Genomic DNA, 25,627 nt, shown 5'->3' on the forward strand with positions numbered 1-25,627 from the left:
CCGATGACAGCTGAGACTCTTGAAATGCCTGGTGTACGCGTGAGCGGTGCATTGGGTCTGGAAGCGGTGCACGATGCGGCGCGACGTTTGCTGGGGTCGATCGTGCGGACCCCGGTGCTGGAGTCCCAGACCTTGAATCAGATGCTGGGGGCCCGGGTACTGATCAAGGCCGAGTCACTGCAAAGTGGGGGGTCATTCAAGTTTCGCGGGGCGCTCAATGCCTTGCTGGCCCAGCCCGAGCGGCCGCGGGAAGTGGTGGCTTATTCCTCTGGCAACCATGCCATTGGCGTGGCCATGGCGTGCCGCTTGCTGGAAATCCCGGTGACGGTGGTCATGCCCGCTGATGCGCCTTCGATCAAGTTGGCGAAGGTGAGAGAGGCCGGCGGCAACGTGGTGTTCTATCGGCGCGACCGGGATGATCGCAATGCGATTGCCGAACAGGTGCGCGCAGCTTGTGGTGGACTGCTGATTCCTTCCTTCGATGATGCACAGGTGATTGCCGGCCAGGGGACGGTGGCGCTGGAGCTGATCGAGACGGCACAGCAGCAGGGGCTGCATCTGGAGCAGCTTTTCGTACCCTGTGGCGGTGGTGGCCTGGTTGCGGGAAGCTGCATTGCCAGCGTCCAGGCCGGGCCCGGCTGTTCGGTCGTTGCGGTCGAGCCCCAGGGGTTTGACCGCGTGGGCAGGGCCTGGCGCGCTGAAGCTCCGGACAGGAATGCCAGTACCTGTGGGTCGATCTGTGACGCGTTGCTTACGGCGATGCCCAGCCGGCTGCTTTTGGGCTTGCCGCAATTCAAGCGCCTGCAAACATCCTGCGTCGACGATGCGGGGGTTGCCCGGGCGGTGGCATTCGCTCACCAGGAGCTGGGGCTGATGCTCGAACCGTCCGGGGCCATTGCCCTGGCCGCCGTCCTCAAGGGCAATGCCAAGGTCAGGGGGAAAACGATCGGCGTGATCTGTTCGGGGGCGAACATCGATCCGCATGTGCATCAACGCTGCATCGACGGGTACTGAAGGCCCGGTCCCGAATATCTCGGGACCGGGCCTTCTACTGCAGGGCTGCACGGGGAAGGCTGGGGCCTGGCCGGCCTCGTGAAAGCGCATGGCAGATGAGGGAAAGCACTGCTGGCGATGAGCGTGTTAAGATCCGCCACCTGCGAAGTGTTCAAAGTGTGGAATGTGATAAATGGCTCAACGCTCAGTTGTACTCGATACCGAAACCACCGGCATGCCGGTGACCGACGGTCACCGGATCATTGAAATCGGTTGCGTCGAGTTGATCGGTCGGCGCCTGACCGGCCGCCATTTCCACGTTTACCTGCAACCCGATCGCGAGAGCGACGAGGGCGCTATTGGCGTCCACGGCATCACCAACGAATTCCTGGTGGGCAAGCCGCGCTTCCCCGAAGTGGCCGATGAGTTCTTCGAATTCATCAAGGGTGCGCAGCTGATCATCCACAACGCGGCGTTCGACGTTGGCTTCATCAACAACGAATTCGCCTTGCTGGGCCAGCATGAGCGGGCCGACATCACCCAGCATTGCAGCATCCTCGATACCTTGCTGATGGCCCGCGAGCGGCACCCGGGCCAGCGCAATAGCCTCGATGCCTTGTGCAAGCGCTATGGCGTCGACAACTCCGGCCGTGAATTGCACGGCGCCTTGCTCGACTCGGAGATCCTGGCCGACGTCTACCTGACCATGACCGGTGGCCAGACCAGCCTGTCCCTGGCGGGTAATGGTGCCGATGGTGGCGCAGGCGATGGGATGCGCGCTTCGGAGATCCGCCGCTTGTCCGCCGATCGCCAACGCGGCCGGATCATCATGGCCAGCGAGGCGGAGCTGGCCGAGCACCAGGCACGCCTGGAAGCCATCGCCAAGTCCGCCGGCGGCCCGGCACTCTGGACCCAGTTGCTCGAAACCCAGCAGTAACTATCAGGCTCGCAGCGGTCCTTCGCCCTGTTGCCTAAGGGCCACGGGTTGCTCGCAAGGGCGCAGGCTAGGCAGCGGCCTGCGCCATCGTTGTTGTCCCAGTGCGACGTTTTATTACAGGGAGTCCCTGCCTGGGGTGACATGCATGCTTTGCAGCTTCTACCCTGAGTGGATTGGCGGGGCTCCCCCGTCGCCTCAGGACTTGTTGCCCCATGTATAAAGACCTGCAGTTTCCGATCCTGATCGTGCACCGTGACATCAAGGCCGATACGGTCGCGGGGGACCGGGTACGAGGGATCGCCCGGGAACTGGAAAAGGATGGCTTCAGCATCTTTTCCGCAGTGGATTATGCCGAGGGGCGGCTGGTGGCTTCCACGCACCATGGCCTGGCCTGCATGTTGATCGCCGCCGAGGGCGCTGGGGAGAACACCCACCTGCTGCAAAACATGGTGGAGCTGATTCGTTTGGCCAGGGTGCGCGCACCGCTGTTGCCGATCTTTGCCCTGGGCGAGCAGGTGACCCTGGAAAACGCCCCGGCCGACGCCATGAGCGAACTCAACCAGTTGCGCGGCATCCTCTATTTGTTCGAAGACACCGTGCCGTTCCTGGCCCGGCAAGTGGCCCGGGCCGCACGCAATTACCTCGATGGCCTGTTGCCGCCATTCTTCAGGGCCCTGGTGCAACACACCGCCGACTCCAACTATTCCTGGCATACCCCGGGGCATGGTGGTGGCGTGGCGTATCGCAAGAGTGCGGTGGGGCAGGCGTTTCATCAGTTCTTCGGCGAGAACACCCTGCGTTCGGACCTGTCGGTGTCGGTGCCGGAACTGGGCTCGCTGCTGGATCACACCGGCCCCCTGGCGGAAGCCGAGGCCCGCGCCGCGCGCAACTTCGGCGCCGATCACACCTTCTTCGTGATCAATGGCACCTCCACGGCCAACAAGATCGTCTGGCACTCCATGGTCGGTCGTGACGACCTGGTGCTGGTGGATCGCAACTGCCACAAGTCGATCCTGCATTCGATCATCATGACCGGCGCGATCCCCCTGTACCTGTGTCCGGAGCGCAACGAGCTGGGGATCATCGGGCCGATTCCCCTCGAGGAATTCAGCACCGAGTCGATCCAGGCCAAGATCGATGCCAGCCCGCTGACGCGTGGCCGTGCACCGAAGGTCAAGTTGGCAGTGGTCACCAATTCGACCTACGACGGGCTGTGCTACAACGCCGAGCTGATCAAGCAGAGCCTGGGCAGCAGCGTCGAGGTCCTGCATTTCGATGAAGCGTGGTACGCCTATGCGGCGTTCCACGAGTTCTTTGCCGGCCGCTATGGCATGGGGACCTCGCGTTCGGCCGACAGTCCGCTGGTGTTCACCACCCATTCCACCCACAAGCTGCTGGCGGCCTTCAGCCAGGCTTCGATGATCCATGTGCAGGACGGTGGCGCCCGGCAACTGGATCGTGACCGCTTCAACGAAGCCTTCATGATGCACATCTCCACCTCCCCGCAGTACAGCATTATCGCTTCGCTGGACGTGGCCTCGGCCATGATGGAGGGCCCGGCAGGGCGCTCGCTGCTACAGGAAATGTTCGACGAGGCCCTGAGCTTCCGCCGTGCTCTGGCCAACCTGCGGCAGAACATCGCCGCCGATGACTGGTGGTTTTCGGTCTGGCAGCCGGAACGGGTCGAAGGTATCGATCAGGTATGCACGGGCGACTGGTTGCTGGAGGCCGACGGCGAGTGGCATGGCTTTGCCGGCGTCACCGACGACTATGTACTGCTCGATCCGATCAAGGTGACGCTGGTGATGCCTGGCCTGACCGCCGGAGGAGCCCTGAGCGAGCATGGGATTCCCGCGGCGGTGGTCAGCAAGTTCCTGTGGGAGCGTGGGCTGGTGGTGGAGAAGACGGGCCTGTATTCCTTCCTGGTGCTGTTCTCCATGGGCATCACCAAGGGCAAGTGGAGCACCTTGCTTACCGAGCTTCTGGAGTTCAAGCGCAATTACGACGCCAACGCCAGCCTGGCCAGTTGCCTGCCCAGTGTCGCCAGCCAGGACCCGCAGCGTTACCAGGGCATGGGGCTGCAGGACCTGTGTGACCAGTTGCATGCCTGTTATCGCAGCAACGCCACGGCCAAGCACCTCAAGCGCATGTACACGGTATTGCCGGAGGTGGCGATGAAACCTGCCGACGCCTACGACCACCTGGTGCGCGGCGATGTCGAGGCAGTCTCCATCGACCAGTTGCAGGGGCGCATCGCCGCCGTGATGCTGGTGCCTTACCCGCCAGGCATTCCGTTGATCATGCCCGGCGAGCGCTTCACCGAATCGACCCGCTCGATCATCGACTACCTGGCGTTCGCCCGCGCCTTCGATAGCAGCTTCCCGGGCTTTGTCGCCGATGTGCACGGTCTGCAACATGAAGAACAAGGCAATGGGCGGCACTACACCGTCGATTGCATCAAGGAGTAAGGAGCCTGCCGTTATGCCGTCCACGGTCAATGTTGGGAAGTCGCGAGTGCAGGTTCGTGTCGCCGATGCAGGGTTCGCGGCCTATATCAATGGCAGTGACTTCAGTTTCCAGGTCGATGCCTACGCCGAGGTCGCGCACGGGGTAGCGGTGACCGACTGGCCGCTGTGCCGGATCGCCTCCTATCGCAAGTGCTATGGCATCGATCCCGAGGAATTCAGCAGCTATCGCAATGCGCCGGACAGCGAAGTCTTCATGGCTTATCTCGATGGCCAGGCGGTCGGGCACGTGGTGGTCAGTACCAACTGGAATGGGTATGGGCATATCGATGAACTGGCGGTCCACGCCCCGGCGCGAGGTCACGGGGTGGCCAGGACACTGCTGGAAGTCGCGCAGTTCTGGAGTCGCAGGAAGGGTTTGCCGGGGGTGATGCTGGAGACCCAGAACAACAACCTGGGTGCCTGTCGCCTGTATGAACGTTGCGGTTATGTCGTGGGCGGGGTGGATCGCCTGCGTTATCGCGGTATCGATCCACAGACTCGCGAGGTGGCGATCTTCTGGTACCTGCTGTTCGCCGAAGACCCCGCAGGCAACGCTTCTTAACCTGCAAGCAGCGCCGTGGCCTGTTCGCCCAGCAGCTCCATCAGGGCATTGAGCAGGGGCGAGGTTTCGCTGCCCTTGCGGCGCAGGGCATACAGGGTGATGCCGATGGGGGGCGATAAAGGGCTGATATCGAGACCCGCGCTCCGAGCGCCGGCGGCCGTGAAGGGATCGACTATCGCCAGGCCTTCGCCGGCTTCCACCAGGCTGCGCATCATCTGGTAGGTCTGTACCCGGGTCTGGATCACCGGCCTGGGTCGCAGGTTCTGCAATTTACTGGCCAGGGTCGCGCCCAATGGGTCCAGGTCCTCCAGGCCGACCATGGCCTGGCCGGCCAGGTCCTGCAGGGACACGTATTTTTGCTTGGCCTGCAGCCAGCCGTGGGGCGCCAGGACGAACAGCTTGCCCTGGGCCAGGCTCTGGCTGTGAATGTCCGGGTGCTCGGGGTCATGCAGGCTCAGGCCCAGGTCACAGTGGCGCAGCAGCAGGCTGTCGGTGATCTCACGGGTGTTCTGGCACAGCAGGCTGCACGGCGTATCGACGAAGCGCCGGCGCAAGGCGGCGATGCATTGGGGGAGCAATTGCTGGACCAATGGAGCGGTACCAACGATGCGCAAGGGCGGCGCCTGGTGGAACCGCAGGCTGTCGGCCAGGCGTTGCACGGGCTCGAACGCGTCGTAGACCCGGGTAATGGCAACTTGTAGCTCCAAGGCTTCGCGGGTGGCTTGCAGGCGTCCGCGCACGCTGGCGAACAGCATCAAGCCCAGTTGGCTTTCGGCGTCGCGCAGCAGGGCCTCGACCTCGGCCACCGAGAGCTGCAGCAACTCGGCGGCGGTACCCAGGTGAGCGGTTTGCAGGAGCGCTTGAATCACTTCGATATGACGTAGACGCATGCTTGAAATCCATATCCGGCCGGTCAGGGAAGCAAGCGTCGAATCCTAACCCAAGTCTGCGCCGCGAATCTGTAGTTGATGTCGCAGCGGCCAGGGCTGGGCGAAGAGCAGGGGAGGGTCACTGATTCACTGGCGACTCGGGTTCACGCACCAGGGTTACATCCGCCTGCACCAGCAAGAATTGGTTGTCGTCGAGTTTCTTGACCCGGTCACCGATGGCCAGGCGGTAGGTGGTGACTGGTTCCGAGCCGGCTTCGCCGTCCGCTGAAGGCATGGATTCCTGGAATTCGTGGACGGAATACACCCGTCCCTCGGCATCTCTTGCATGGAATTGTCCGACAAGTACTGCTGCCATTTATTAGAGCCTCTGGAAATAAAACACGCAAAATTCGGTGCTGTAGACCCAGTGGGAGCGGGGGAAGTTTTGCTCCCGAAAAAAAATATTCTGTTGTGGGCCTGGCTCGGAGTCGATGGCCGCTTCCCGTGCATAAATGCACGGGGTGGGCTAGCAGATACGACCCCGGCTCATCTATAACTAGCAACTCTCCCAAGCCAATGGTTGGAAACTCCAATGAGCAATGTCTACAAGGTTGCAGTGCTGGTCGGCAGTCTCAGAAAGCAGTCCCTGAATCGCAAGGTCGCCCTGGCCCTGGCCGACCTGGCACCCGCCAATCTTCAATTGAACATTGTCGAGATAGGCGACCTGGCGCTCTATGACGAAGACATCGAGCACACCCCGCCGGCCGCCTACGCCAGGTTCCGCCAGCAGATCCGCGAGTCCGATGCGGTGCTGTTCGTGACGCCTGAATACAACCGCTCGGTGCCGGCGGCATTGAAGAATGCCATCGATGTCGGCTCGCGCCCCTATGGCCAGAGCACCTGGAGCGGCAAGCCGGGAGCGGTGATCAGCGTATCCCCGGGAGCTATCGGCGGCTTCGGGGCCAACCACCACCTGCGCCAGTCCCTGGTGTTCCTCAATGTGCCGTGCATGCAGCAACCCGAGGCCTATATGGGCGGCGCGGGCGCGGCCTTCGATGATGCCGGCAAGTTGTCGGATACCACGCGGCCTTTCCTGCAGAGCTTCATCAACGCCTACGGCCAGTGGGTCGAACAGCAAAAACGCAGTTGAAGCCTGGCGTAGCGCCAGGCCGGCTTCTCGTCGATCCAGGCCTGCCGCTACGCTTTGCCTGGTTGCGCTGCGTTCCCTGGCGCGCCAGTTCCCGCCATCCATGGTGACTTCCCGAACATGCTGATTGCCGTGGCGATCTTCCTGCTGACCCTCATCCTGGTGATCTGGCAGCCCCGGGGCCTGGGCGTGGGTTGGAGTGCCACGATCGGTGCCGGCCTGGCGCTGCTCAGTGGAGTGGTGCACCCCGGCGACATTGCCCTGGTGTGGCAGATCATCTGGAATGCCACCGCCACTTTCGTGGCCTTGATCATCATCAGCCTACTGCTGGATGAAGCCGGGTTCTTCGCCTGGGCGGCGCTGCATGTGGCGCGTTGGGGTCAAGGCCGGGGACGCCGGTTGTTCGCCTGCATGGTCTTGCTGGGGGCCTTGGTTTCGGCGCTGTTCGCCAATGATGGTGCGGCCCTGATCTTGACGCCCATTGTCATCTCCATGCTCCTGGCCCTGCGCTTTTCCCCGGCCTCGACCCTGGCATTCGTCATGGGTGCGGGCTTTATCGCCGATACCGCGAGCTTGCCGCTGGTGGTCTCGAATCTGGTGAATATTGTCTGTGCCGATTTCTTCGGCATCGGCTTCAATCGTTATGCCGCGGTAATGCTACCGGTGAACCTGGTGAGCGTCATCGCGACCCTGGCGGTGCTGCTGTGGTTTTTTCGTCGGGATATCCCTCAATCCTACGATCCCCGGCAGTTGGCCGATCCTGCAAGCGCCATCCATGACCGTGCGACGTTCATGGCCGGCTGGTGGGTGTTGCTGATCCTGTTGCTGGGCTGCTTCGCCCTGGAGCCGCTGGGCATTCCCATCAGTGCTATTTGCGCGGTGTGCGCGGCCCTGTTGCTGATAGTCGCGGCCCGGGGCCACAGGATTTCCACGCGCAAGGTCATCAGGGAGGCGCCCTGGCAGATCGTGATCTTCTCCCTGGGCATGTACCTGGTGGTGTACGGCCTGCGCAATGCCGGGCTGACCGCGTACCTGGCCGGCTGGCTCGACGGCCTTGCCGCCTCCGGGGTCTGGGGCGCCGCACTGGGCAGCGGATTGTTGGCGGCGGGGCTGTCATCGGTGATGAATAACCTGCCCGCGGTGCTGGTCGGCGCCTTGTCCATAGAGGCCAGCCACGCCACGGGAGTGATCAAGGAAGCGATGGTCTACGCCAATGTGATCGGTAGCGACCTGGGGCCGAAGATCACCCCTATCGGCAGCCTGGCGACCCTGCTCTGGCTGCATGTGCTGGAGCGCAAGGGGATTCACATCGGCTGGGGTTATTACCTGCGGGTCGGGATGGTGCTGACACTGCCGGTGTTGCTGGCGACGCTGGCAGCCCTGGCCTTGCGCCTGACGTGGTGAGATCGGCAGCGCTGGCCTAAGGCTGCGGTATGGGTGGCAGGTGAGGCCAGAGATTGGACACCAGGAACAGGCGTTCGGCCTCGACCCAGTCGCCATCGCGCCTTTGTTCCAGGCGCACCAGCAATTGCGCCGGAGCAAGTGGGTCGAGTTCACCCAGCCATTGCTGGAGCTGGGCGCTGCTCCAGGTGTGCTCGCCAGGGTAGCGGGCCGGGGCCAGCCAGGCCTGGCGGGGCAGGGGCTGCCAGCGCCCCGCCGGACTCTGGGTGATGAAGGCGGGCCAGTCCCGTTGGTGCAGCCAACGCCCGCGCAGGTGTCCGGGGTGGGCGCCCCGGGGCGGTTCGGCATGGCCCGGCCAGGGGTAGAGCAGGTAACCCCCGAGCCACAGGGCGGCGTTGAACTGATTGATATCCAGTGCCGCCAGCGCCTCCCGGCTTTCCAATCGCGTGGAAATCGGCAGTTGATGTTCATCCAGATGGGCCAGCTTGAGGTCCAGCCGATCATGGCAGCCGGGGCCCAGCCATTGGCTGCAATCGGTGCCGTCGCCTTGCTGTGGGCCGAGGTAGAGCTTGATGGCAAGTTCCAGATGGTGCACCCCGTCGCGGTCGCGCAGCAGCATGTCGAGCTCGCCCAGGGTGTGGCCACCGCGGCGGATCGGCAGGTTGGCCGCCAGCAGCTCGACCCCCGGAGCCTGTTGCACGGCAAATTGCCACAGCCGTTCGTAGTACAGGCCCAGGCGTCGGGTCGGGCTGCGGCTGAGCCAGTGTCGCAGGGCGCTACTGTCCTGGTCTTGTTGCCGTAACCAGTGGACCAGTAAATGCGGTGCCTGCACCCAGTCACTGCCGGCCAGGGGGTGACGCTGGGGCCAGGGCGTGTGGCTGAGCATCGGCGGCGCGAGGATGACCCAGGCGAGGTCGCGGACTTCAGGCTGGCGCAACTGGCGGGGGAAATCGAGCAAATCCGGAAATGGGAGCATGTTGCGAGCATAGCTGCAAACCCGGTGGCGCTGCGACAAATGCCCGGGTTTCCGGTCGGCGCGGCACTTCGACAGGGCCACAGGGCTGAAAGGATTTTGTCTGCGGCCGGGTTTCGCCCATAATCCAGCGTTTGGCCTGAACCCGAACCCCGCAGGAGCCCCATGGAGCAATTTCGCAATATCGGCATTATCGGTCGCCTGGGCAGTTCCCAGGTGCTGGACACCATTCGCCGACTGAAAAAGTTTCTGCTCGAACGCCACCTGCACGTGATCCTCGAGGACACTATCGCCGAAGTGCTGCCAGGCCACGGCTTGCAGACCTCCTCGCGCAAGCTCTTGGGCGAGGTCTGCGACATGGTCATCGTGGTCGGCGGTGATGGCAGCTTGTTGGGCGCCGCCCGGGCCCTGGCACGGCACAACACCCCGGTGCTGGGAATCAACCGGGGCAGCCTGGGCTTTCTTACCGACATCCGCCCCGATGAGCTGGAGATCAAGGTCGCCGAAGTACTGGATGGCCACTACCTGGTGGAGAACCGCTTCCTGCTGCAGGCCGAGGTGCGCCGGCACGCCGAGGCCATCGGCCAGGGCGATGCACTGAACGACGTAGTGCTGCACCCGGGCAAGTCGACCCGGATGATCGAGTTCGAGATCTATATCGATGGCCAGTTCGTCTGCAGCCAGAAGGCCGACGGCCTGATCGTCGCTACCCCCACCGGCTCCACGGCCTACGCACTGTCTGCCGGCGGCCCGATCATGCATCCCAAGCTCGATGCCATTGTGATCGTGCCGATGTACCCCCATACCTTGTCCGGAAGGCCGATCGTGGTCGATGGCAACAGTGAGCTGAAAATCGTCGTGTCCAAAGATATGCAGATCTACCCGCAAGTCTCCTGCGACGGGCAGAACCATTTCACCTGCGCCCCGGGCGACACCATCACGGTCAGCAAGAAGGCCCAGAAACTGCGCCTGATCCATCCCCTGGACCATAACTATTATGAGGTCTGCCGGACCAAGCTCGGCTGGGGCAGCCGCCTGGGTGGTGGAGGCGACTGATGCTCGATCCCGCGCGTAGCTACGACCTGATCGGTGATGTGCACGGTTGCGCCCTGACCCTCGAACACCTGCTGGACCGACTTGGTTACCACAAACAGGGCGGCGTCTGGCGGCATCCATCGCGCATGGCGGTGTTCCTCGGCGATATCATCGACCGCGGCCCGCGTATTCGCGAGGCCCTGCACATCGTCCACGACATGGCCGAGGCCGGCCAGGCGCTGTGCATCATGGGCAACCATGAGTTCAATGCCCTGGGCTGGAGTACACCGGCCGCGCCGGGCAGTGGCAAGCAGTTCGTGCGCGAGCACACACCGCGCCATGCCAGACTGATCCACGAGACCCTGGCGCAGTTCGAACAGCACCCGGGCGACTGGCATGACTTTCTTCAGTGGTTCTACCAGATGCCGCTGTTCGTCGACGCCGGGCGCTTCCGGGTGGTCCATGCCTGTTGGGATTCGGCGCTGATCACCCAGCTACGCCAGCGCTACCCGGACGGCTGCATCGATCGCGATTTCCTCCAGGCCTCGGCGTTGCCTGACAGCTTTGCCAGCAATGCCTTCGACCGCCTGCTGCGTGGCACCGACATGCGCCTGCCCCATGGCCTGACCATGACCAGCGGCGACGGCCTGACCCGTTCGTTCTTCCGTACCAAGTTCTGGGAAGACGACCCGCAGACCTATGGCGACATCGTCTTCCAGCCCGATGCCTTGCCCGAGCCAGTAGCGCGCACGCCATTGTCCAGGGACGAGAAGAACAGCCTGCTGCGCTACGCCGTCGAGGAGCCGTTGCTGTTCGTCGGCCACTATTGGCGCAGCGGCACGCCGGCGCCGATCCGGCCCAACCTGGCCTGCCTGGACTACAGCGCGGTGCTCTACGGCAAGCTCGCCGCCTACCGCCTGGACCAGGAAACGCGCCTGGACCCGAACAAGTTCGTCTGGGTCGACGTCGAGCGGCCGGAGGTGCTGCGATGAGCGCGGTAGCGATTTTGCGCCTGCCCCTGGCCACTGACCTCAGCGGCTTCGTCAAGCTCTTGCAGCGCATGCAAGTGCCCCATCGGGTCAGCGAGGAAGCGGGGGAGCAGGTGCTGTGGGTGCCCGAATCCATCCGCGAGGACGTGCTGGACCTGTACCAGCGTTTTCCCCAGGGCGATCCCGAACAGCAACTGGACATTCCCCAGGCCGCCGCCCCGGTGGGCCTTGGGCTGGTCCAGCAATTGCGACGCAGCCCGGTTACCGCGTTGATCTTGGTCCTGAGCCTGGCGGTTTGTGGCATCACCCTGTTGGGGGACAACCTGCAGGCCTTGAGCTGGTTCACCTTCCTGCAGTTTCGCGTGGCGGGCGACTACATCCAGTTCAGCTCCCTGGCCGACAGCCTGGCGGCGGGGCAATGGTGGCGCCTGGTGACACCGATGCTGGTTCACTTCGGCATCCTGCACATCGCCATGAACGGCATGTGGTACTGGGAACTGGGGCGGCGCATCGAGTTGCGCCAGGGCAGTATCAACCTGCTGGGCCTGACCCTGCTGTTCAGCCTGGTGTCCAACTACGCGCAATATTATTTCAGTGGCCCGAGCTTGTTCGGTGGCCTCTCCGGAGTGCTCTACGGACTGCTGGGGCATTGCTGGATCTATCAATGGCTGTCGCCCAACCCCATCTACCGCCTGCCCCGGGGTGTGCTGGTGATGATGCTGGTGTGGCTGCTGCTGTGTCTGTCCGGGCTGATCTCGATGATCGGCTTCGGTGAAATCGCCAATGCCGCCCATGTTGGCGGTTTGCTCGTCGGTTGCCTTACCGGTCTGTTGGGTGGCTTGTACAGCCGCCGTAGACCGGCCCCTTGAGTTCAGGAGTCTGGTATGTCGTCCTTTGTCGAAATGATCGAAAACATCACCCCCGATATCTATCGCAGCCTGAAGCTGGCGGTGGAGATCGGCAAATGGTCCGATGGCCGCAAGCTCACCGCTGAGCAGCGTGAACTGTCGCTGCAGGCGATGATCGCCTGGGAGATGCAGAACCTGCCGGAGGAGGAGCGCACCGGCTACATGGGCCCGCAGGAGTGCTCGTCGAAGTCCGAGCCGGTGCCGAACATCCTGTTCAAGTCGGATGCCATCCATTGATCGAGATCGGCCGCGGCTCCATCAGTAAAATGTCGGCTCGTCTCGACGGGCCGAATGTGCAATACGCTTTTCGCCTGGGTGATAGCGAGGTGCCGGTCAACCCCTTGATCGGCAGCAGGCTGCGCCTGGAATACCTGGGGGCGATCCACTGCACCCATTGCGGACGCAAGACCAAGACCAGCTTCAGCCAGGGCTATTGCTATCCGTGCATGACCAAGCTGGCCCAGTGCGATGTCTGCATCATGAGCCCGGAACGCTGCCACTACGACTCCGGCACCTGCCGCGAGCCGTCCTGGGGCGAACAGTTCTGCATGACCGACCACGTGGTCTACCTGGCCAACTCCTCGGGGATCAAGGTCGGCATCACCCGGGCGACCCAGTTGCCCACTCGCTGGCTCGACCAGGGCGCCAGCCAGGCGTTACCGATCATGCGTGTAGCGACCCGCCAGCAGTCCGGTTTCGTCGAAGACCTGTTCCGTTCCCAGGTGGCCGACAAGACCAACTGGCGGGCCTTGCTCAAGGGCGATGCCCAGGCCGTGGACCTGGTGCAGGTGCGCGAGCAGCTGTTCGCATCCTGCGCCGAGGGCCTGCTGGCCTTGCAGCAGCGGTTCGGCCTGCAGGCGATCCAGCCGGTGCGTGACATCGAACCCCTGGAAATCCGTTATCCGGTCGAGGAGTACCCGACCAAGATCGTCAGTTTCAACCTGGACAAGAATCCGATCGCCGAAGGCACCCTGCTGGGGATCAAGGGCCAGTACCTGATCTTCGACACCGGCGTGATCAACATTCGCAAGTACACGGCCTACCAGCTGGCCGTGCATCAGTAGAAGGAATTCGCCATGCGCACCGAACAGCCGAAGATGATCTACCTGAAGGACTATCAGGCCCCCGAGTACCTGATCGACGAGACGCACCTGACCTTCGAGTTGTTCGAGGACCACAGCCTGGTCCATGCGCAACTGGTGATGCGTCGCAACCCGGCCCGTGGTGCCGGGCTGCCGCCCCTAGTGCTCGACGGCCAGCAGCTGGAACTGCTGTCGGTGAGCCTGTCCGACCAGCTTCTGGAAGCTGGCGACTATCAGCTCGACGACAGCTACCTGACCCTGCACCCAGCCAGCGCCAGCTTCACCGTGGATACCAGCGTGCGGATCCACCCCGAAAGCAATACCGCCCTGGAAGGCCTGTACAAGTCCAGCGGCATGTTCTGCACCCAGTGCGAGGCCGAGGGCTTTCGCAAGATCACCTACTACCTGGACCGCCCGGATGTGATGAGCAAGTTCACCACCACCGTGGTGGCCGAGCAGCACCGCTATCCGGTGCTGCTGTCCAACGGCAACCCGATCGCCAGCGGCCCGGGCGAAGACGGCCGGCACTGGGCGACCTGGGAAGACCCGTTCATGAAGCCGGCCTACCTGTTCGCCCTGGTGGCAGGGGACCTGTGGTGTGTCGAGGACAGCTTCTGCACCATGAGCGGCCGCGACGTGGCGCTGCGCATCTATGTCGAGCCGGAGAACATCGACAAGTGCCAGCACGCCATGAACAGCCTGAAGAAGTCCATGCGCTGGGACGAACAGACCTACGGTCGCGAGTATGACCTGGACATCTTCATGATCGTCGCGGTCAATGACTTCAACATGGGCGCCATGGAAAACAAGGGCCTGAACATCTTCAACTCCAGCGCCGTGCTGGCCCGTGCCGAGACCGCCACCGATGGCGCCCACCAGCGGGTCGAGGGCATCGTCGCCCACGAGTACTTCCATAACTGGTCGGGCAACCGGGTCACCTGCCGCGACTGGTTCCAGCTGTCGCTCAAGGAAGGCTTCACGGTATTCCGTGATGCCGGGTTTTCTTCGGACATGAATTCGCGCACGGTCAAGCGCATCCAGGACGTGGCCTACCTGCGCACCCACCAGTTCGCCGAAGACGCCGGTCCCATGGCCCATGCCGTGCGCCCGGAGAGCTTCATCGAGATCTCCAACTTCTACACCCTGACCGTGTACGAGAAGGGCTCGGAAGTGGTGGGCATGATCCACACCCTGCTGGGCGCCGAGGGCTTCCGCCAGGGCAGCGACCTGTACTTTGCACGCCACGACGGCCAGGCCGTGACCTGCGACGATTTCGTCAAGGCCATGGAAGACGCCAACGGCGTCGACCTGACTCAGTTCAAGCGCTGGTACAGCCAGGCCGGTACTCCGCGCCTCGCGGTCAGCGAGTCCTATGACGCCGCAGCCAAGACCTACAGCCTGACCTTCCGCCAGAGCTGCCCGCAGACGCCGGACAAGGTGGAAAAACTGCCATTCGTGATCCCGGTGGAGTTGGGCCTGCTGGACAGCCGGGGCGCCGCCATGGCCCTGCGCCTGGCTGGCGAGGCCAGTGCCCAGGGCACTTCCCGGGTGATCTCGGTGACCGAGGCCGAGCAGACCTTCACGTTCGTCGATGTTGCCGAACAACCGCTGCCGTCGCTGCTGCGTGGGTTCTCGGCGCCGGTGAAGCTGAGCTTCCCCTACAACCGCGACCAACTGATGTTCCTCATGCAGCATGACAGCGACGGTTTCAACCGCTGGGATGCCGGCCAGCAGTTGGCGGTGCAGGTACTGCAGGAACTGATCGGCCAGCACCAGCAGGGCCAGGCCCTGGTGATGGACCAACGCCTGGTGACCGCCCTGGGCACCGTGCTGGCCGACGAGAGCCTGGACCAGGCCATGGTCGCGGAAATGCTGTCGCTGCCGGGTGAGGCCTATCTCACCGAGATCAGCGAAGTGGCGGATGTCGAGGCTATCCATGGGGCCCGTGAATTCGCTCGCAAGCAACTGGCCGAGCAGCTGTTCGACGCCTTGCTCAAGCGCTACCAGGACAATCGCGAGCTGTCCCGCGCCACCGCCTATGTGGCCGAGTCCGAGCACTTCGCTCGCCGCGCGCTGCAGAACATTACCTTGTCCTACCTGATGCTCGTCGGCAAGCCCGAGGTCCTGGCGGCCACCATCGAGCAATTCGACAGCGCCGACAACATGACCGAACGCCTGACCGCCCTGGCGGTACTGGTCAACTCGCCGTTCGAGGCCGAGAGGGCACAGGCGCTGGCGGTATTCGCCGAGAACTTCAAGGACAATGCGCTGGTCATGGACCAATGGTTCAGCGTGCAGGCCGCCAGCCCGCTGCCTGGTGGACTGGCGCGGGTCAAGGCATTGATGGAGCACCCGGCGTTCAACATCAAGAACCCGAACAAGGTACGGGCTGTATTCGGTGCGTTTGCTGGCCAGAACCTGATCAACTTCCATGCTGGCGATGGCTCGGGCTACCGTTTCCTGGCGGACCTGGTGATCCAGCTCAATGCCATCAACCCGCAGATTGCCTCTCGACAACTGGCGCCGTTGACTCGCTGGCGCAAGTACGACAGCGCCCGGCAGGCATTGATGAAGGCCGAGCTGGAGCGCATTCGCGCCTCGGGCGAGCTGTCCAGCGATGTGTTCGAGGTGGTGAGCAAGAGCCTCGCCTGACCTGGCTCGAAGGCGAATGGGCTCCCTCGGGGGCCTGTTCGCTTTCGTGGCCGGTATTTCCCTGCAGTTCCGACCGGCCTTGCCCATGGGCGTGCCGGTCCTTTCTTCCTTTCTTCTTCGCTTGCCCCACGACCGCCCCTGGCCTATACCGGCAGGGTGGCGCCTGCCTGGACCACATATCGATCACTTCGACGAATGCCCGATGATTCAGGGTGCACGTGGGGGGACGTGATTAACAAAAGATAACGTGGCGTCGATTGTCAGACGTTTCCAAAGCCCGATAGGATAGCCCGCAGCCAAAGGGGCTCTAGATTGCAGGTTTCAGGACGATCGGCTTGATCGGACGAACACCCGCGACACCCTGCAGGCGCCCTGAAAGGTTGAACGACCTGACAATAATAATGGGGGAGTGGTCTATGAGTGAGCCTGTCATGGGTGTGGTTGCTGGCCGCCCGCCGGCGTTGCGTGGGTTCGCAGCGTTGGCCGCAGCGCTCTCGCTGTTGGGTGTCGCGACACTGCCGGCACCGGTCCTGGCCGCTGCCAGCGCAGCGGATACGGTTGTCTATTCCATTGAATCGCCCAAGGCGGCGAAAAACCTGATGCTCGATGTGGTCCACGCCGGCAAGCGCCTGGTGGCGGTGGGCGACCGTGGGCACATTCTCTATTCCGATGACCAGGGCGCAAGCTGGGCCCAGGCCAAGGTGCCGAGCCGGCAGCTATTGACCGCGGTGTATTTCGTCGACGAGCAACACGGCTGGGCCGTGGGCCACGACGCGCAGGTGCTCGCCAGTACCGACGGTGGCCTCACCTGGACCCGGCAGTTCCAGGACCTCAAGCGCGAGGCACCGCTGCTGGACGTGTGGTTCAAGGATGCCCAGGTCGGATATGCCGTGGGAGCCTATGGCGCCTTGCTGGAGACCACCGATGGCGGCCAGCACTGGGAGGACGCCAGCGATCGCCTGGACAACCCGGATCAGTTCCATCTAAACGCTATTGCCCAGATCAAGGATTCCGGACTGTTCATCGTTGGCGAGCAGGGCAGCATGTTTCGCTCCGCCGATGGCGGCCAGACCTGGGAGCGCCTGGAAGGCCCTTACGAGGGCTCGTTGTTCGGCGTGATCGGCACCGGCCAGCCGGCGACCCTGTTGGTCTATGGCTTGCGTGGCAACCTCTATCGCTCGACGGATTTTGGCAGCACCTGGGAGCAGGTGCAGCTGAATGCCGCTCGCGGCGCCCTGGAATTCGGTTTGTCTGGCGCTACCGTGCTCGAAGACGGTTCCCTGGTGATCGTCGGCAACGGCGGCAGCGTGATCCGCAGCACCGATCATGGCCTGAGCTTCAGCGTCTTCAATCGCCCGGATCGAATCTCGCTGTCGGCGGTCAGTGGTGCCGGCAATGGTGGGTTGATCCTGGCCGGGCAGGGCGGGGTACGGGTTGCCACGGCAACCGGCGCTGAACTCGGCAGCAACTAGGCCGGGCACATAATAAGAAGGTGGGGAACTCCATGAGTAGTCAGAACCAGGACAAGGCGAATTTTCTTGAGCGCCTGATTTTCAACAACCGCCCGGCAGTGATCTTCCTCTGCTTGCTGGTCAGCGTATTCCTGTTCTGGCAGGCGACCCTGATCCGGCCGTCCACCAGTTTCGAAAAAATGATCCCGCTCAAGCACCCGTTCATCGAGCGGATGATGGAGCACCGCAACGACCTGGCCAACCTGGGCAACACCGTGCGGATTTCGGTGGAAGCCAAGGACGGCGATATCTTCACCCAGGCCTACATGGAGACCCTCAGGCAGATCAATGACGAGGTGTTCTACATCCCCGGCGTCGATCGCTCTGGGCTCAAGTCCCTATGGAGCCCCAGCGTGCGCTGGACCGAGGTCACCGAGGAAGGTTTCGCCGGGGGGGAGGTGATTCCCCAGAGCTACAACGGCTCGGCCGATAGCCTCGACAAGCTGCGCAACAACGTGCTCAAGTCCGGGCAGGTCGGGCGCCTGGTCGCCAACGACTTCAAGTCCAGCATCGTCGATATCCCCTTGCTGGAGTCCTACCCGGACCCACAGGACCAGGGCAAGCTGCTGGCCCTGGACTACCAGAAGTTCTCCCACCAGCTGGAAGAAAAGATCCGCGACAAGTTCGAGGCGCAGAACCCCAATGTGAAGATCCACATCGTCGGTTTCGCCAAGAAGGTCGGCGACCTGATCGACGGCCTGATCATGGTGGTGCTGTTCTTCGGCGTGGCCTTCATCATCACCCTGGTGCTGTTGTACTGGTTCACCTGGTGCATCCGCAGCACCATCGCGGTGCTGATCACCACGCTGGTGGCGGTGGTCTGGCAACTGGGGCTGATGCACGCCATCGGTTTCGGCCTGGACCCGTACTCGATGCTGGTGCCGTTTTTGATCTTCGCCATCGGTATTTCCCATGGGGTGCAGAAGATCAACGGTATCGCCTTGCAGTCCAGTGATGCCGATAACGCCCTGACCGCGGCACGAAGGACCTTCCGCCAGCTGTTCCTGCCGGGCATGATCGCGATCCTGGCCGACGCCGTGGGCTTCATCACGCTGCTGATCATCGATATCGGGGTGATCCGCGAGCTGGCCATCGGCGCCTCCATCGGCGTGGCGGTGATCGTGTTCACCAACCTGATCCTGTTGCCGGTGGCGATCTCCTATGTCGGCATCAGCAAGCGTGCCGTCGAGCGCAGCAAGAAGGACGCTTCCCGCGAGCACCCGTTCTGGCGTCGGCTGTCCAGCTTTGCCAGCCCCAAGGTGGCTCCCGTTTCCATCGCCCTGGCCCTGGTGGCATTTGGCGGCGGCCTCTGGTACAGCCAGAACCTGAAGATCGGCGATCTTGACCAGGGCGCGCCGGAGCTGCGCCCCGATTCGCGCTACAACAAGGACAACAACTTCATCATCAGCAATTACTCCACCAGCTCCGATGTCTTGGTGGTGATGGTCAAGACCGCCGCCGAAGGCTGCTCGCGCTACGAGGCCATGGCGCCGATCGATGAGCTGATGTGGAAGATGCAGAACACCGAGGGCGTGCAGTCGGCGATTTCCCTGGTGACCGTGTCCAAGCAGATGATCAAGGGCATGAACGAGGGCAACCTGAAATGGGAAACCCTGTCGCGCAACCCCGATGTGCTGAACAACTCCATCGCCCGGGCCGACGGCTTGTACAACAACAACTGCTCCCTGGCGCCGGTGCTGGTGTTCCTCAACGACCACAAGGCCGAGACCCTCGACCGCGCCGTGCATGCGGTGCAGGAGTTCGCCAAGGAGAACAACAAGGATGGCCTGGAGTTTATCCTCGCTGCCGGTAACGCCGGGATCGAGGCGGCCACCAACGAGGTGATCAAGACCTCGGAGCTGACCATCCTGATCCTGGTGTACATCTGCGTAGCGGCCATGTGCATGATCACCTTCCGCTCCTGGGCGGCGACCCTGTGCATCGTCCTGCCACTGGTCCTGACCTCGGTGCTGGGCAACGCGCTGATGGCCTTCATGGGCATTGGCGTCAAGGTGGCGACCTTGCCGGTGGTGGCGCTGGGGGTGGGCATCGGCGTGGACTACGGCATCTATATCTATAGCCGCCTGGAGAGCTTCCTGCGGGCTGGGCTGCCGTTGCAGGAGGCCTACTACCAGACCCTGCGCTCCACCGGCAAGGCCGTGTTGTTCACCGGCTTGTGCCTGGCCATCGGCGTGTGCACCTGGATCTTCTCGGCCATCAAGTTCCAGGCCGACATGGGCCTGATGCTGACCTTCATGCTGCTGTGGAACATGTTCGGCGCCCTGTGGCTGCTGCCAGCCCTGGCCCGCTTCCTGATCCGTCCCGAGAAGCTGGCGGGGCAGAAGGGCAATTCGCTGTTCGCTCACTGATTGCGCCATGCGCCAGTACCTGGCCGCAACCTTCGGGTTGCGGCCTTTTTCATTCTTGGCCGGGCGAGTCTGGCCGGGTTTGCCAGGGCTCCGGTGGAACCTGCCCTGGCCAGTGCGATACTGGCCCTACCGGCGCGCGCCAATCAGCTATGATTGCGCCTTTCCACTGATGATGGCTCGCCATGACCGCTGTAACCGATACCTTGCTCACCGCCCTGCAAGCCTGCGACATGCTGGAGATCGACGGCTTGCACGCCTTCGACTTCAGCCTCGACGACCAGGAGCTGCTGATCGAATGCATGGATGGCCGCGCCGCCAAGCGCTGGAGCTTCAGCCTGGCCCAGGTGCAGGCCGCGACTTTCGACCCGGATCTGCAAAGCTGGACCCTGAAAGGCGATTCCGGTGAGCACCGCCTGGTATGCATGAGTGCCTTCAGTGCCCGTGACGAAGAGGAAGATGACCATGAAGATGCGTAATTTCTGGCCCCTGCTGATGGCGGGCAGTGTCGGCGCGATGGCGGTGCAGGCTGCGCCGGTGGAGACCCAGGAGCTGCTGGTGGGCTCCTATACCCAAGGCCAGAGCCAAGGCTTGTACCGCCTGCACTTCAACGAGCGGACCGGGCAAATCGACCCCAAGCCGTTGCAGGTGATCAAGAGCTCCAACCCCTCTTGGCTGACCCTGTCCAAGGACCTGAAGTTCGTCTTCGCGGTGAACGAGAACAGTCCCGGACAGGCCGATCCCATCGGTCGCGTCAGCAGCTATAGCCTGGCCCCCAAGACCCATCAACTGAGCCTGATCAACCAGGTGCAGAGCCAGGGCAACGAGCCGACCCATTCCAGCCTGAGCGCCGATGGCAGCTACCTGTTCGTCAGCAACTACTCGGTGGATGTCGACCCGGGTGGCAGCCTGGCGGTGGTGCCGGTCAGTGCCGATGGTCATCTGTCGCCCGTGGTGCAACTCAGTAGCCATCCGGCCAGCCGGGTCGACCCCGAGCGCCAACAATCGGCCCACGTGCATTCGTCGGTGTCCTCGCCCGATGGCAAGTTCCTGTTCGCCAATGACCTGGGTGCGGACAAGATCTTCGTCTATCGCTATGACCCCAAGGCCAATCCCGAGCATCCGTTGAGCCCGGCCGAGCCAGCCTTCGTCCAGCTACCGCCAGGCAGTGGCCCGCGCCATTTGCTGTTCAGTGCCGATGGCAAGCATGCTTACCTGACCATGGAGATGAGCGCCCAGGTGGCGGTGTTCGACTACCAGGATGGCAAGCTGACCCAGCGCCAGATCCTCGACCTGGCGGCCAACGCCAGCAAGGAGAAGAAAGCCGCCGGGGCGCTGCATGCCTCCAAGGACGGCCAGTACCTGTACGTGAGCAACCGTGGCACCGCCAACCAGCTGCTGGTATTCGCCATCGATCCGGCCAGCGGCCAGCTCAAGGAGATCCAGCGCCGTTCCGTGGAAGGTGACCACCCGCGGGAGTTCAGCCTCGATCCGAGCAACCGCTATGTGCTGATCGGCAACCAGAAGAGCAACCAGATCGTGGTGATCGAGCGTGACGCCAAGACCGGGTTCCTCGGCAAGACCGTGCAGAAATTGCCCTTCGATGCCCCCAGCGATATCAAGTTTTTGGTGCGGCAATAAGCCACAGGCCCCGTCATCCGGGGCCTGAGTCTTTCTATTAATGACGCTGATATTGGCTACTGGTGCAAAGCATTTTTGCCCGCCAACCCTCGGGAGTAAGTTTGCTTCAAGGCCCACACGGGCAAGCAAGCCAACTGAATCCGAGGGTTATACCGATGAACTTCAATCTCTTCTCCGTGATCGCCGCTTCCGCCATTTCCGCCAGCGTGGTCCTGCCTGCCAGCGCCCATGTGGAAATCAGCCAGAAGAAATCCGCGACCAACACCTACACCCAGAAGTACCTGCAGCAAAGCGCCAACTTCTATGCGGCTCTGGACCACAAGTCCCATAGCTGATCCCGACTCGCCGATCCCCCGGTATGCAGGAGCGACATCACTGGTGCAGTGCTGTCGCTCCTGCATGACCTGTTTGCGAGCGAACTCACAGGCCAGGCAAATTTTGCTTGGTAGTGTCACATGGCCATGTGTTTAAATTTGACGCTGAATTATTGACTCTTTCCCGAGCAAGGATCGATAGCATGATGATGCGTCTGACCGTGGTTCTGTTGTTGCTCTATTCCAGTCCCATCCTGTCTTCTGCGCAACCGCTCGAAGGTGAGCCGGAGACGGCCCGCGAGCGCTTGAACAGTCTGTTGCAGGACTGACCCAGGGTTTGCCGGCGATCAAGCAAACTGATCGTCGTCATGGAAAAAAGTGACTGTCGCGTCGCCTGCATCTGGCGCAATCTCCGGACATTGCCGCTTCGGAGATCATCGACATGGGCCGTACCTTGCTCGTTTGCGCCAAACAGGGCGCCTATGCAGCCATCGCCTTGTACCTGCTGTTGCTGTTGGGCATTTGCCTGAGCACTGGCGTGTCCTTGGCCCTGGCCCTGTAGCCGCCGGCCTGGAGTAGGTCGGCGGCGGGGCGGATGGCACTTGCCGCGCCGTTGCGGGCGGCAAGCATCAGGCGTTAGCGGGAGCCGCCACGGCGTACCAGCGTCATCACCACCACGAAGAACACCGGCACGAAGATCACTGCCAGGGTCGCGGTGATCATGCCGCCGATCACCCCGGTGCCGATGGCTTGCTGGCTGGCGGAGCTGGCGCCGGTGGCAATGGCCAGGGGTACCACGCCGAGAATGAACGCCAGGGAGGTCATGACGATCGGGCGCAGGCGCAGGCGGGCAGCCTGCAAGGTGGCGTCCAGCAAGTCATGCCCCTCGTCGTACAGACTCTTGGCGAACTCGATGATCAGGATCGCGTTCTTCGCCGACAGGCCGATGATGGTGATCAGGCCCACCTTGAAGAACACATCGTTGGGCATGCCGCGCAAGTTCACTGCCAGCACGGCACCCAGCACACCGAGCGGAACCACCAACAGCACCGAGGCCGGGATCGACCAGCTCTCGTAGAGCGCTGCCAGGCACAGGAATACGACCAGCAGCGACAGGCCCAGCAGCAGGGGGGCCTGGCTACCGGACAGGCGTTCCTGCAACGACAGGCCGGTCCACTCCAGGCCCAGACCTGCCGGCAACTGGGCCACCAGGCGCTCGACTTCCTGCATGGCTTCGCCGGTACTGCGCCCTGGCGCCGGCTCACCGGACACACTGATCGCTGGGTAGCCGTTATAGCGGGTCAGCTGCGCCGGCCCCTGCTTCCAGCTGGCCCGGACGAAGGATGACAGCGGCACCATCTTGCCGTTGCTGTTGCGTACGTTCAGCCGCAGCAGGTCCTCGACCTGGCTGCGTTGATCGCCTGCGGCCTGGATCACCACGCGCTGCATCCGACCCTGGTTGGGGAAGTCGTTGATATAGGCCGAGCCCAGGGCGGTGGACAACAGGCTACCGATGTCGGCAAACGACACGCCCAGGGCATTGGCCTGCTTGCGGTCGACCTCCAGGTACACTTGCGGGGCCTCGGCCAGGGCGTTTTCCCGGACGTTGACCAGGATCGGGCTTTTTTCCGCGGCCTGCAGCAGCTCGGTGCGGGCCTGCATCAGGGCTTCATGGCCGACGCCGCCACGGTCCTGCAAGCGGAACTCGAAACCGCTGGACGTGCCCAGGCCATCGATCGGCGGCGGCAGGATGGCGTAGGCCACGGCATCCTTGATTTCGCCGAAGGCTACCGTAGCGCGCTCGGCGATGCTCATCGCCGAGTCGTCACGGCCCCGTTGCGACCAGTCCTTGAGGGTGGTGAAGGCCAGCGCCGCGTTCTGCCCGTTACCCGAGAAACTGAAGCCCAGGATGATGGTGGTGTCGCCAACCCCCGGTTCTGTGGCGTTGTGCGCCTCGATCTGCTCCACCACGCGAATGGTGCGATTCTGGCTGGCACCAGGAGGCAGCTGGATATCGGTGATGGTGTAGCCCTGGTCTTCCACTGGCAGGAACGAGGAGGGCAGGCGCACGAACAACAGCGCCATGACCGCCAGCAGCATGACGTAGACCAACAGGTAGCGACCGCTGCGCTTGAGGGCGTAGGCCACGCCACTCTGGTAGCTGTTGGTGATGCGCTCGAAGCGGCGGTTGAACCAACCGAAGAAGCCGCCACGCTCGTGGTGCTCGCCAGCGGCGACAGGCTTGAGCAGGGTCGCGCACAGTGCCGGCGTCAGGGTCAGGGCCAGGAACGCCGAGAACAGGATCGAAGTGGCCATGGACAGCGAGAACTGCTGGTAGATCACCCCCACCGAGCCAGGCATGAAGGCCATGGGGATGAACACCGCCACCAGCACCAGGGTGATACCGATGATCGCGCCGGTGATCTGCTTCATCGCCTTGCGCGTGGCTTCCTTGGGCGGCAGGCCTTCCTCGGCCATGATCCGCTCGACGTTCTCCACCACGACAATGGCGTCGTCCACCAGGATGCCGATGGCCAGCACCATGCCGAACATGGTGAGCACGTTGATGGAGAAGCCCAGGACCAGCATGGTGGCGAAGGTGCCCATCAAGGCCACCGGCACCACCAGGGTCGGGATCAGGGTGTAGCGGATGTTCTGCAGGAACAGCAGCATCACCAGGAACACCAGGGCCATCGCCTCGAGCAGGGTGTAGATCACCTTGGTGATCGAGACCTTGACGAAGGGCGAGGTGTCATAGGGAATCTTGTATTCCACGCCGGCGGGGAAGTAGCGCGACAGCTCGTCCATCTTCGCCCGGATCAGGGTCGCGGTATTCAGCGCGTTGGCCCCGGGGGACAGCTGCACGCCGACGGCGGTGGACTGCTTGCCGTTCAGGCGCGTGCCGAACTGATACTCCTGGCTGCCCACTTCCACTCGCGCCACATCGCCGATGCGCACGGTGGAGCCGTCGGGGTTGGCCTTGAGAACGATGTCGGCAAACTCTTCAGGGCTGGCCAACTGCCCCTTGACCAGCACGGTGGCGGTGATTTCCTGGCTGGAAGGGCCGGGCAGGTCACCGATGCTGCCTGCCGGTACCTGGGCGTTCTGCGCAGCCACGGCGGCGTTGACGTCGGCGGGGGTGAGGTTGAAGCCGATCAGCTTCTGCGGATCGAGCCAGATCCGCATGGCCCGTTCGGCGCCATACAACTGGGCCTTGCCGACGCCATCCAGGCGGCGGATCTCGTTCAGCACGCTGCGCGCCATGTAGTCGCTGAGCGCGACCTCGTCCAGGCGCCCGTCATTGGAGCTCAGGGTGATCAGCAGCAGGAAGCCGGCGGAGACTTTCTCCACCTGCAGGCCTTGCTGGGTCACGGCCTGGGGCAGGCGTGGCTCCACCGCCTTGAGGCGGTTCTGTACATCCACCTGGGCCAGCTCCGGGTTGGTGCCCGGTTGGAAGGTCGCGGTGATGGTGGCGCTGCCCAGGCTGCTCTGGGACGAAAAGTACAGCAGGTGGTCGGCGCCGTTGAGCTCTTGCTCGATCAGGCTGACCACCGACTCGTCCAGGGTCTGGGCCGACGCGCCGGGGTAGGTCGCGGCGATCTCGATCTGCGGCGGGGCGACGTTGGGGTACTGCGCCACGGGCAACTTGGGAATCGCCAGCGCACCGCCGAGCAAGATGAAGAAGGCGACCACCCAGGCGAACACCGGGCGGTCAATGAAGAATTGCGGCATGTTGTACT

The 25,627-nt window shown here is 63.1% G+C and carries 22 protein-coding genes; 18 read left to right on the top strand and 4 right to left on the bottom strand.

Going from position 1 to position 25,627, the window contains the following annotated elements:
- Window positions 1-3 precede the first annotated feature (3 nt).
- The 4 genes from C4K39_RS13785 (at window position 4) to C4K39_RS13800 (ending at window position 4,999) form a co-directional block, all read left to right on the top strand.
- Window positions 4-1,014: a threonine ammonia-lyase gene (locus C4K39_RS13785; protein WP_164487284.1), complete on the top strand. Its 1,011-nt coding sequence runs from the start codon at window positions 4-6 to the stop codon at window positions 1,012-1,014.
- A 172-nt stretch (window positions 1,015-1,186) separates the two neighbouring features.
- Window positions 1,187-1,930 carry a DNA polymerase III subunit epsilon gene (gene dnaQ / locus C4K39_RS13790; protein ID WP_124346695.1) on the top strand — a complete coding sequence of 248 codons (744 nt, stop codon included), beginning with the start codon at window positions 1,187-1,189 and terminating at the stop codon, window positions 1,928-1,930.
- A gap of 212 nt (window positions 1,931-2,142) precedes the next feature.
- The gene (locus tag C4K39_RS13795) at window positions 2,143-4,398 is read left to right on the top strand and encodes an Orn/Lys/Arg family decarboxylase (RefSeq protein WP_068588997.1); all 2,256 of its coding nucleotides are present in this window, start codon (window positions 2,143-2,145) and stop codon (window positions 4,396-4,398) included.
- Between the two features lie 13 nt (window positions 4,399-4,411).
- Window positions 4,412-4,999: a GNAT family N-acetyltransferase gene (locus C4K39_RS13800; protein ID WP_124346696.1), complete on the top strand. Its 588-nt coding sequence runs from the start codon at window positions 4,412-4,414 to the stop codon at window positions 4,997-4,999.
- Here the strand turns inward: C4K39_RS13800 and C4K39_RS13805 are convergent.
- Together C4K39_RS13805 and C4K39_RS13810 are read right to left on the bottom strand one after the other, a co-directional pair.
- Window positions 4,996-5,889: a LysR family transcriptional regulator gene (locus C4K39_RS13805; RefSeq protein ID WP_124346697.1), complete on the bottom strand. Its 894-nt coding sequence runs from the start codon at window positions 5,887-5,889 to the stop codon at window positions 4,996-4,998. The genes C4K39_RS13800 and C4K39_RS13805 overlap by 4 nt on opposite strands.
- Before the next feature lie 118 nt (window positions 5,890-6,007).
- Window positions 6,008-6,244, bottom strand: a complete 237-nt coding sequence (locus tag C4K39_RS13810) for a hypothetical protein (protein WP_068588983.1) — start codon at window positions 6,242-6,244, stop codon at window positions 6,008-6,010.
- Between the two features lie 216 nt (window positions 6,245-6,460).
- On the opposite strand from C4K39_RS13810, the gene C4K39_RS13815 reads away from it, so the two are divergent.
- Together C4K39_RS13815 and C4K39_RS13820 are read left to right on the top strand one after the other, a co-directional pair.
- Window positions 6,461-7,018, top strand: a complete 558-nt coding sequence (locus tag C4K39_RS13815; protein WP_068588981.1) for an NADPH-dependent FMN reductase — start codon at window positions 6,461-6,463, stop codon at window positions 7,016-7,018.
- Window positions 7,019-7,135: 117 nt separating this feature from the next.
- The gene (locus C4K39_RS13820; protein ID WP_124346698.1) at window positions 7,136-8,419 is read left to right on the top strand and encodes an arsenic transporter; all 1,284 of its coding nucleotides are present in this window, start codon (window positions 7,136-7,138) and stop codon (window positions 8,417-8,419) included.
- A gap of 16 nt (window positions 8,420-8,435) precedes the next feature.
- Here C4K39_RS13820 and C4K39_RS13825 read toward each other — a convergent pair whose 3' ends face one another.
- Entirely contained in the window at window positions 8,436-9,392 is a 957-nt protein-coding gene (locus C4K39_RS13825) for a DUF1853 family protein (protein ID WP_178083963.1), read from the bottom strand.
- A gap of 162 nt (window positions 9,393-9,554) precedes the next feature.
- On the opposite strand from C4K39_RS13825, the gene C4K39_RS13830 reads away from it, so the two are divergent.
- The 12 genes from C4K39_RS13830 (at window position 9,555) to C4K39_RS31975 (ending at window position 22,216) form a co-directional block, all read left to right on the top strand.
- Window positions 9,555-10,445 (top strand): NAD(+) kinase, encoded by an 891-nt coding sequence (locus C4K39_RS13830; RefSeq protein WP_068588976.1) that lies wholly within the window; start codon window positions 9,555-9,557, stop codon window positions 10,443-10,445.
- Window positions 10,442-11,416, top strand: coding sequence for a metallophosphoesterase (locus C4K39_RS13835; RefSeq protein ID WP_178083987.1), 975 nt, complete (start codon window positions 10,442-10,444; stop codon window positions 11,414-11,416). Before C4K39_RS13830 ends, C4K39_RS13835 begins: the two co-directional genes overlap by 4 nt.
- Window positions 11,413-12,282: a rhomboid family intramembrane serine protease gene (locus C4K39_RS13840; RefSeq protein ID WP_068588971.1), complete on the top strand. Its 870-nt coding sequence runs from the start codon at window positions 11,413-11,415 to the stop codon at window positions 12,280-12,282. The genes C4K39_RS13835 and C4K39_RS13840 overlap by 4 nt, the downstream gene beginning before the upstream one ends.
- Window positions 12,283-12,297: 15 nt before the next feature.
- Window positions 12,298-12,558: a YeaC family protein gene (locus tag C4K39_RS13845; protein WP_068588968.1), complete on the top strand. Its 261-nt coding sequence runs from the start codon at window positions 12,298-12,300 to the stop codon at window positions 12,556-12,558.
- Window positions 12,555-13,385, top strand: a complete 831-nt coding sequence (locus C4K39_RS13850) for a DUF2797 domain-containing protein (RefSeq protein ID WP_124346701.1) — start codon at window positions 12,555-12,557, stop codon at window positions 13,383-13,385. Before C4K39_RS13845 ends, C4K39_RS13850 begins: the two co-directional genes overlap by 4 nt.
- Window positions 13,386-13,397: 12 nt before the next feature.
- Entirely contained in the window at window positions 13,398-16,055 is a 2,658-nt protein-coding gene (pepN, locus tag C4K39_RS13855) for an aminopeptidase N (protein ID WP_124346702.1), read from the top strand.
- Window positions 16,056-16,471: 416 nt separating this feature from the next.
- Window positions 16,472-17,527, top strand: a complete 1,056-nt coding sequence (locus C4K39_RS13860; protein ID WP_068588960.1) for a WD40/YVTN/BNR-like repeat-containing protein — start codon at window positions 16,472-16,474, stop codon at window positions 17,525-17,527.
- A gap of 32 nt (window positions 17,528-17,559) precedes the next feature.
- Window positions 17,560-19,935 (top strand): efflux RND transporter permease subunit, encoded by a 2,376-nt coding sequence (locus C4K39_RS13865; protein ID WP_068588956.1) that lies wholly within the window; start codon window positions 17,560-17,562, stop codon window positions 19,933-19,935.
- 182 nt (window positions 19,936-20,117) lie between these two features.
- Complete coding sequence (locus tag C4K39_RS13870) at window positions 20,118-20,411, top strand: DUF5629 family protein (RefSeq protein ID WP_124346703.1); 294 nt, start codon at window positions 20,118-20,120, stop codon at window positions 20,409-20,411.
- Window positions 20,398-21,573, top strand: coding sequence for a lactonase family protein (locus C4K39_RS13875; RefSeq protein WP_124346704.1), 1,176 nt, complete (start codon window positions 20,398-20,400; stop codon window positions 21,571-21,573). Before C4K39_RS13870 ends, C4K39_RS13875 begins: the two co-directional genes overlap by 14 nt.
- A 155-nt stretch (window positions 21,574-21,728) precedes the next feature.
- Complete coding sequence (locus C4K39_RS13880) at window positions 21,729-21,908, top strand: hypothetical protein (protein ID WP_068588328.1); 180 nt, start codon at window positions 21,729-21,731, stop codon at window positions 21,906-21,908.
- Window positions 21,909-22,090: 182 nt separating this feature from the next.
- Window positions 22,091-22,216 carry a hypothetical protein gene (locus C4K39_RS31975; protein ID WP_263986925.1) on the top strand — a complete coding sequence of 42 codons (126 nt, stop codon included), beginning with the start codon at window positions 22,091-22,093 and terminating at the stop codon, window positions 22,214-22,216.
- A 307-nt stretch (window positions 22,217-22,523) separates the two neighbouring features.
- On the opposite strand, the gene C4K39_RS13885 is transcribed toward C4K39_RS31975, so the two are convergent.
- Window positions 22,524-25,619 (bottom strand): efflux RND transporter permease subunit, encoded by a 3,096-nt coding sequence (locus C4K39_RS13885; protein ID WP_124346705.1) that lies wholly within the window; start codon window positions 25,617-25,619, stop codon window positions 22,524-22,526.
- Window positions 25,620-25,627 lie beyond the last annotated feature (8 nt).

The sequence above is a fragment of the Pseudomonas sessilinigenes genome, from assembly GCF_003850565.1.
In the GTDB taxonomy this organism is placed as follows: domain Bacteria; phylum Pseudomonadota; class Gammaproteobacteria; order Pseudomonadales; family Pseudomonadaceae; genus Aquipseudomonas; species Aquipseudomonas sessilinigenes.

What these genes read in the sequence shown, in the direction of transcription:
- C4K39_RS31975 (WP_263986925.1), top strand. Translation starts at nt 22,091, where the DNA reads ATGATGATGCGTCTGACCGTGGTTCTGTTGTTGCTCTATTCCAGTCCC.
- C4K39_RS13815 (WP_068588981.1), top strand. Translation starts at nt 6,461, where the DNA reads ATGAGCAATGTCTACAAGGTTGCAGTGCTGGTCGGCAGTCTCAGAAAG.
- C4K39_RS13800 (WP_124346696.1), top strand. Translation starts at nt 4,412, where the DNA reads ATGCCGTCCACGGTCAATGTTGGGAAGTCGCGAGTGCAGGTTCGTGTC.
- C4K39_RS13845 (WP_068588968.1), top strand. Translation starts at nt 12,298, where the DNA reads ATGTCGTCCTTTGTCGAAATGATCGAAAACATCACCCCCGATATCTAT.
- C4K39_RS13785 (WP_164487284.1), top strand. Translation starts at nt 4, where the DNA reads ATGACAGCTGAGACTCTTGAAATGCCTGGTGTACGCGTGAGCGGTGCA.
- C4K39_RS13880 (WP_068588328.1), top strand. Translation starts at nt 21,729, where the DNA reads ATGAACTTCAATCTCTTCTCCGTGATCGCCGCTTCCGCCATTTCCGCC.
- dnaQ (WP_124346695.1), top strand. Translation starts at nt 1,187, where the DNA reads ATGGCTCAACGCTCAGTTGTACTCGATACCGAAACCACCGGCATGCCG.
- pepN (WP_124346702.1), top strand. Translation starts at nt 13,398, where the DNA reads ATGCGCACCGAACAGCCGAAGATGATCTACCTGAAGGACTATCAGGCC.
- C4K39_RS13820 (WP_124346698.1), top strand. Translation starts at nt 7,136, where the DNA reads ATGCTGATTGCCGTGGCGATCTTCCTGCTGACCCTCATCCTGGTGATC.
- C4K39_RS13810 (WP_068588983.1), bottom strand. Translation starts at nt 6,244, where the DNA reads ATGGCAGCAGTACTTGTCGGACAATTCCATGCAAGAGATGCCGAGGGA.
- C4K39_RS13875 (WP_124346704.1), top strand. Translation starts at nt 20,398, where the DNA reads ATGAAGATGCGTAATTTCTGGCCCCTGCTGATGGCGGGCAGTGTCGGC.
- C4K39_RS13865 (WP_068588956.1), top strand. Translation starts at nt 17,560, where the DNA reads ATGAGTAGTCAGAACCAGGACAAGGCGAATTTTCTTGAGCGCCTGATT.
- C4K39_RS13885 (WP_124346705.1), bottom strand. Translation starts at nt 25,619, where the DNA reads ATGCCGCAATTCTTCATTGACCGCCCGGTGTTCGCCTGGGTGGTCGCC.
- C4K39_RS13830 (WP_068588976.1), top strand. Translation starts at nt 9,555, where the DNA reads ATGGAGCAATTTCGCAATATCGGCATTATCGGTCGCCTGGGCAGTTCC.
- C4K39_RS13805 (WP_124346697.1), bottom strand. Translation starts at nt 5,889, where the DNA reads ATGCGTCTACGTCATATCGAAGTGATTCAAGCGCTCCTGCAAACCGCT.
- C4K39_RS13870 (WP_124346703.1), top strand. Translation starts at nt 20,118, where the DNA reads ATGACCGCTGTAACCGATACCTTGCTCACCGCCCTGCAAGCCTGCGAC.
- C4K39_RS13860 (WP_068588960.1), top strand. Translation starts at nt 16,472, where the DNA reads ATGAGTGAGCCTGTCATGGGTGTGGTTGCTGGCCGCCCGCCGGCGTTG.
- C4K39_RS13825 (WP_178083963.1), bottom strand. Translation starts at nt 9,392, where the DNA reads ATGCTCCCATTTCCGGATTTGCTCGATTTCCCCCGCCAGTTGCGCCAG.
- C4K39_RS13840 (WP_068588971.1), top strand. Translation starts at nt 11,413, where the DNA reads ATGAGCGCGGTAGCGATTTTGCGCCTGCCCCTGGCCACTGACCTCAGC.
- C4K39_RS13795 (WP_068588997.1), top strand. Translation starts at nt 2,143, where the DNA reads ATGTATAAAGACCTGCAGTTTCCGATCCTGATCGTGCACCGTGACATC.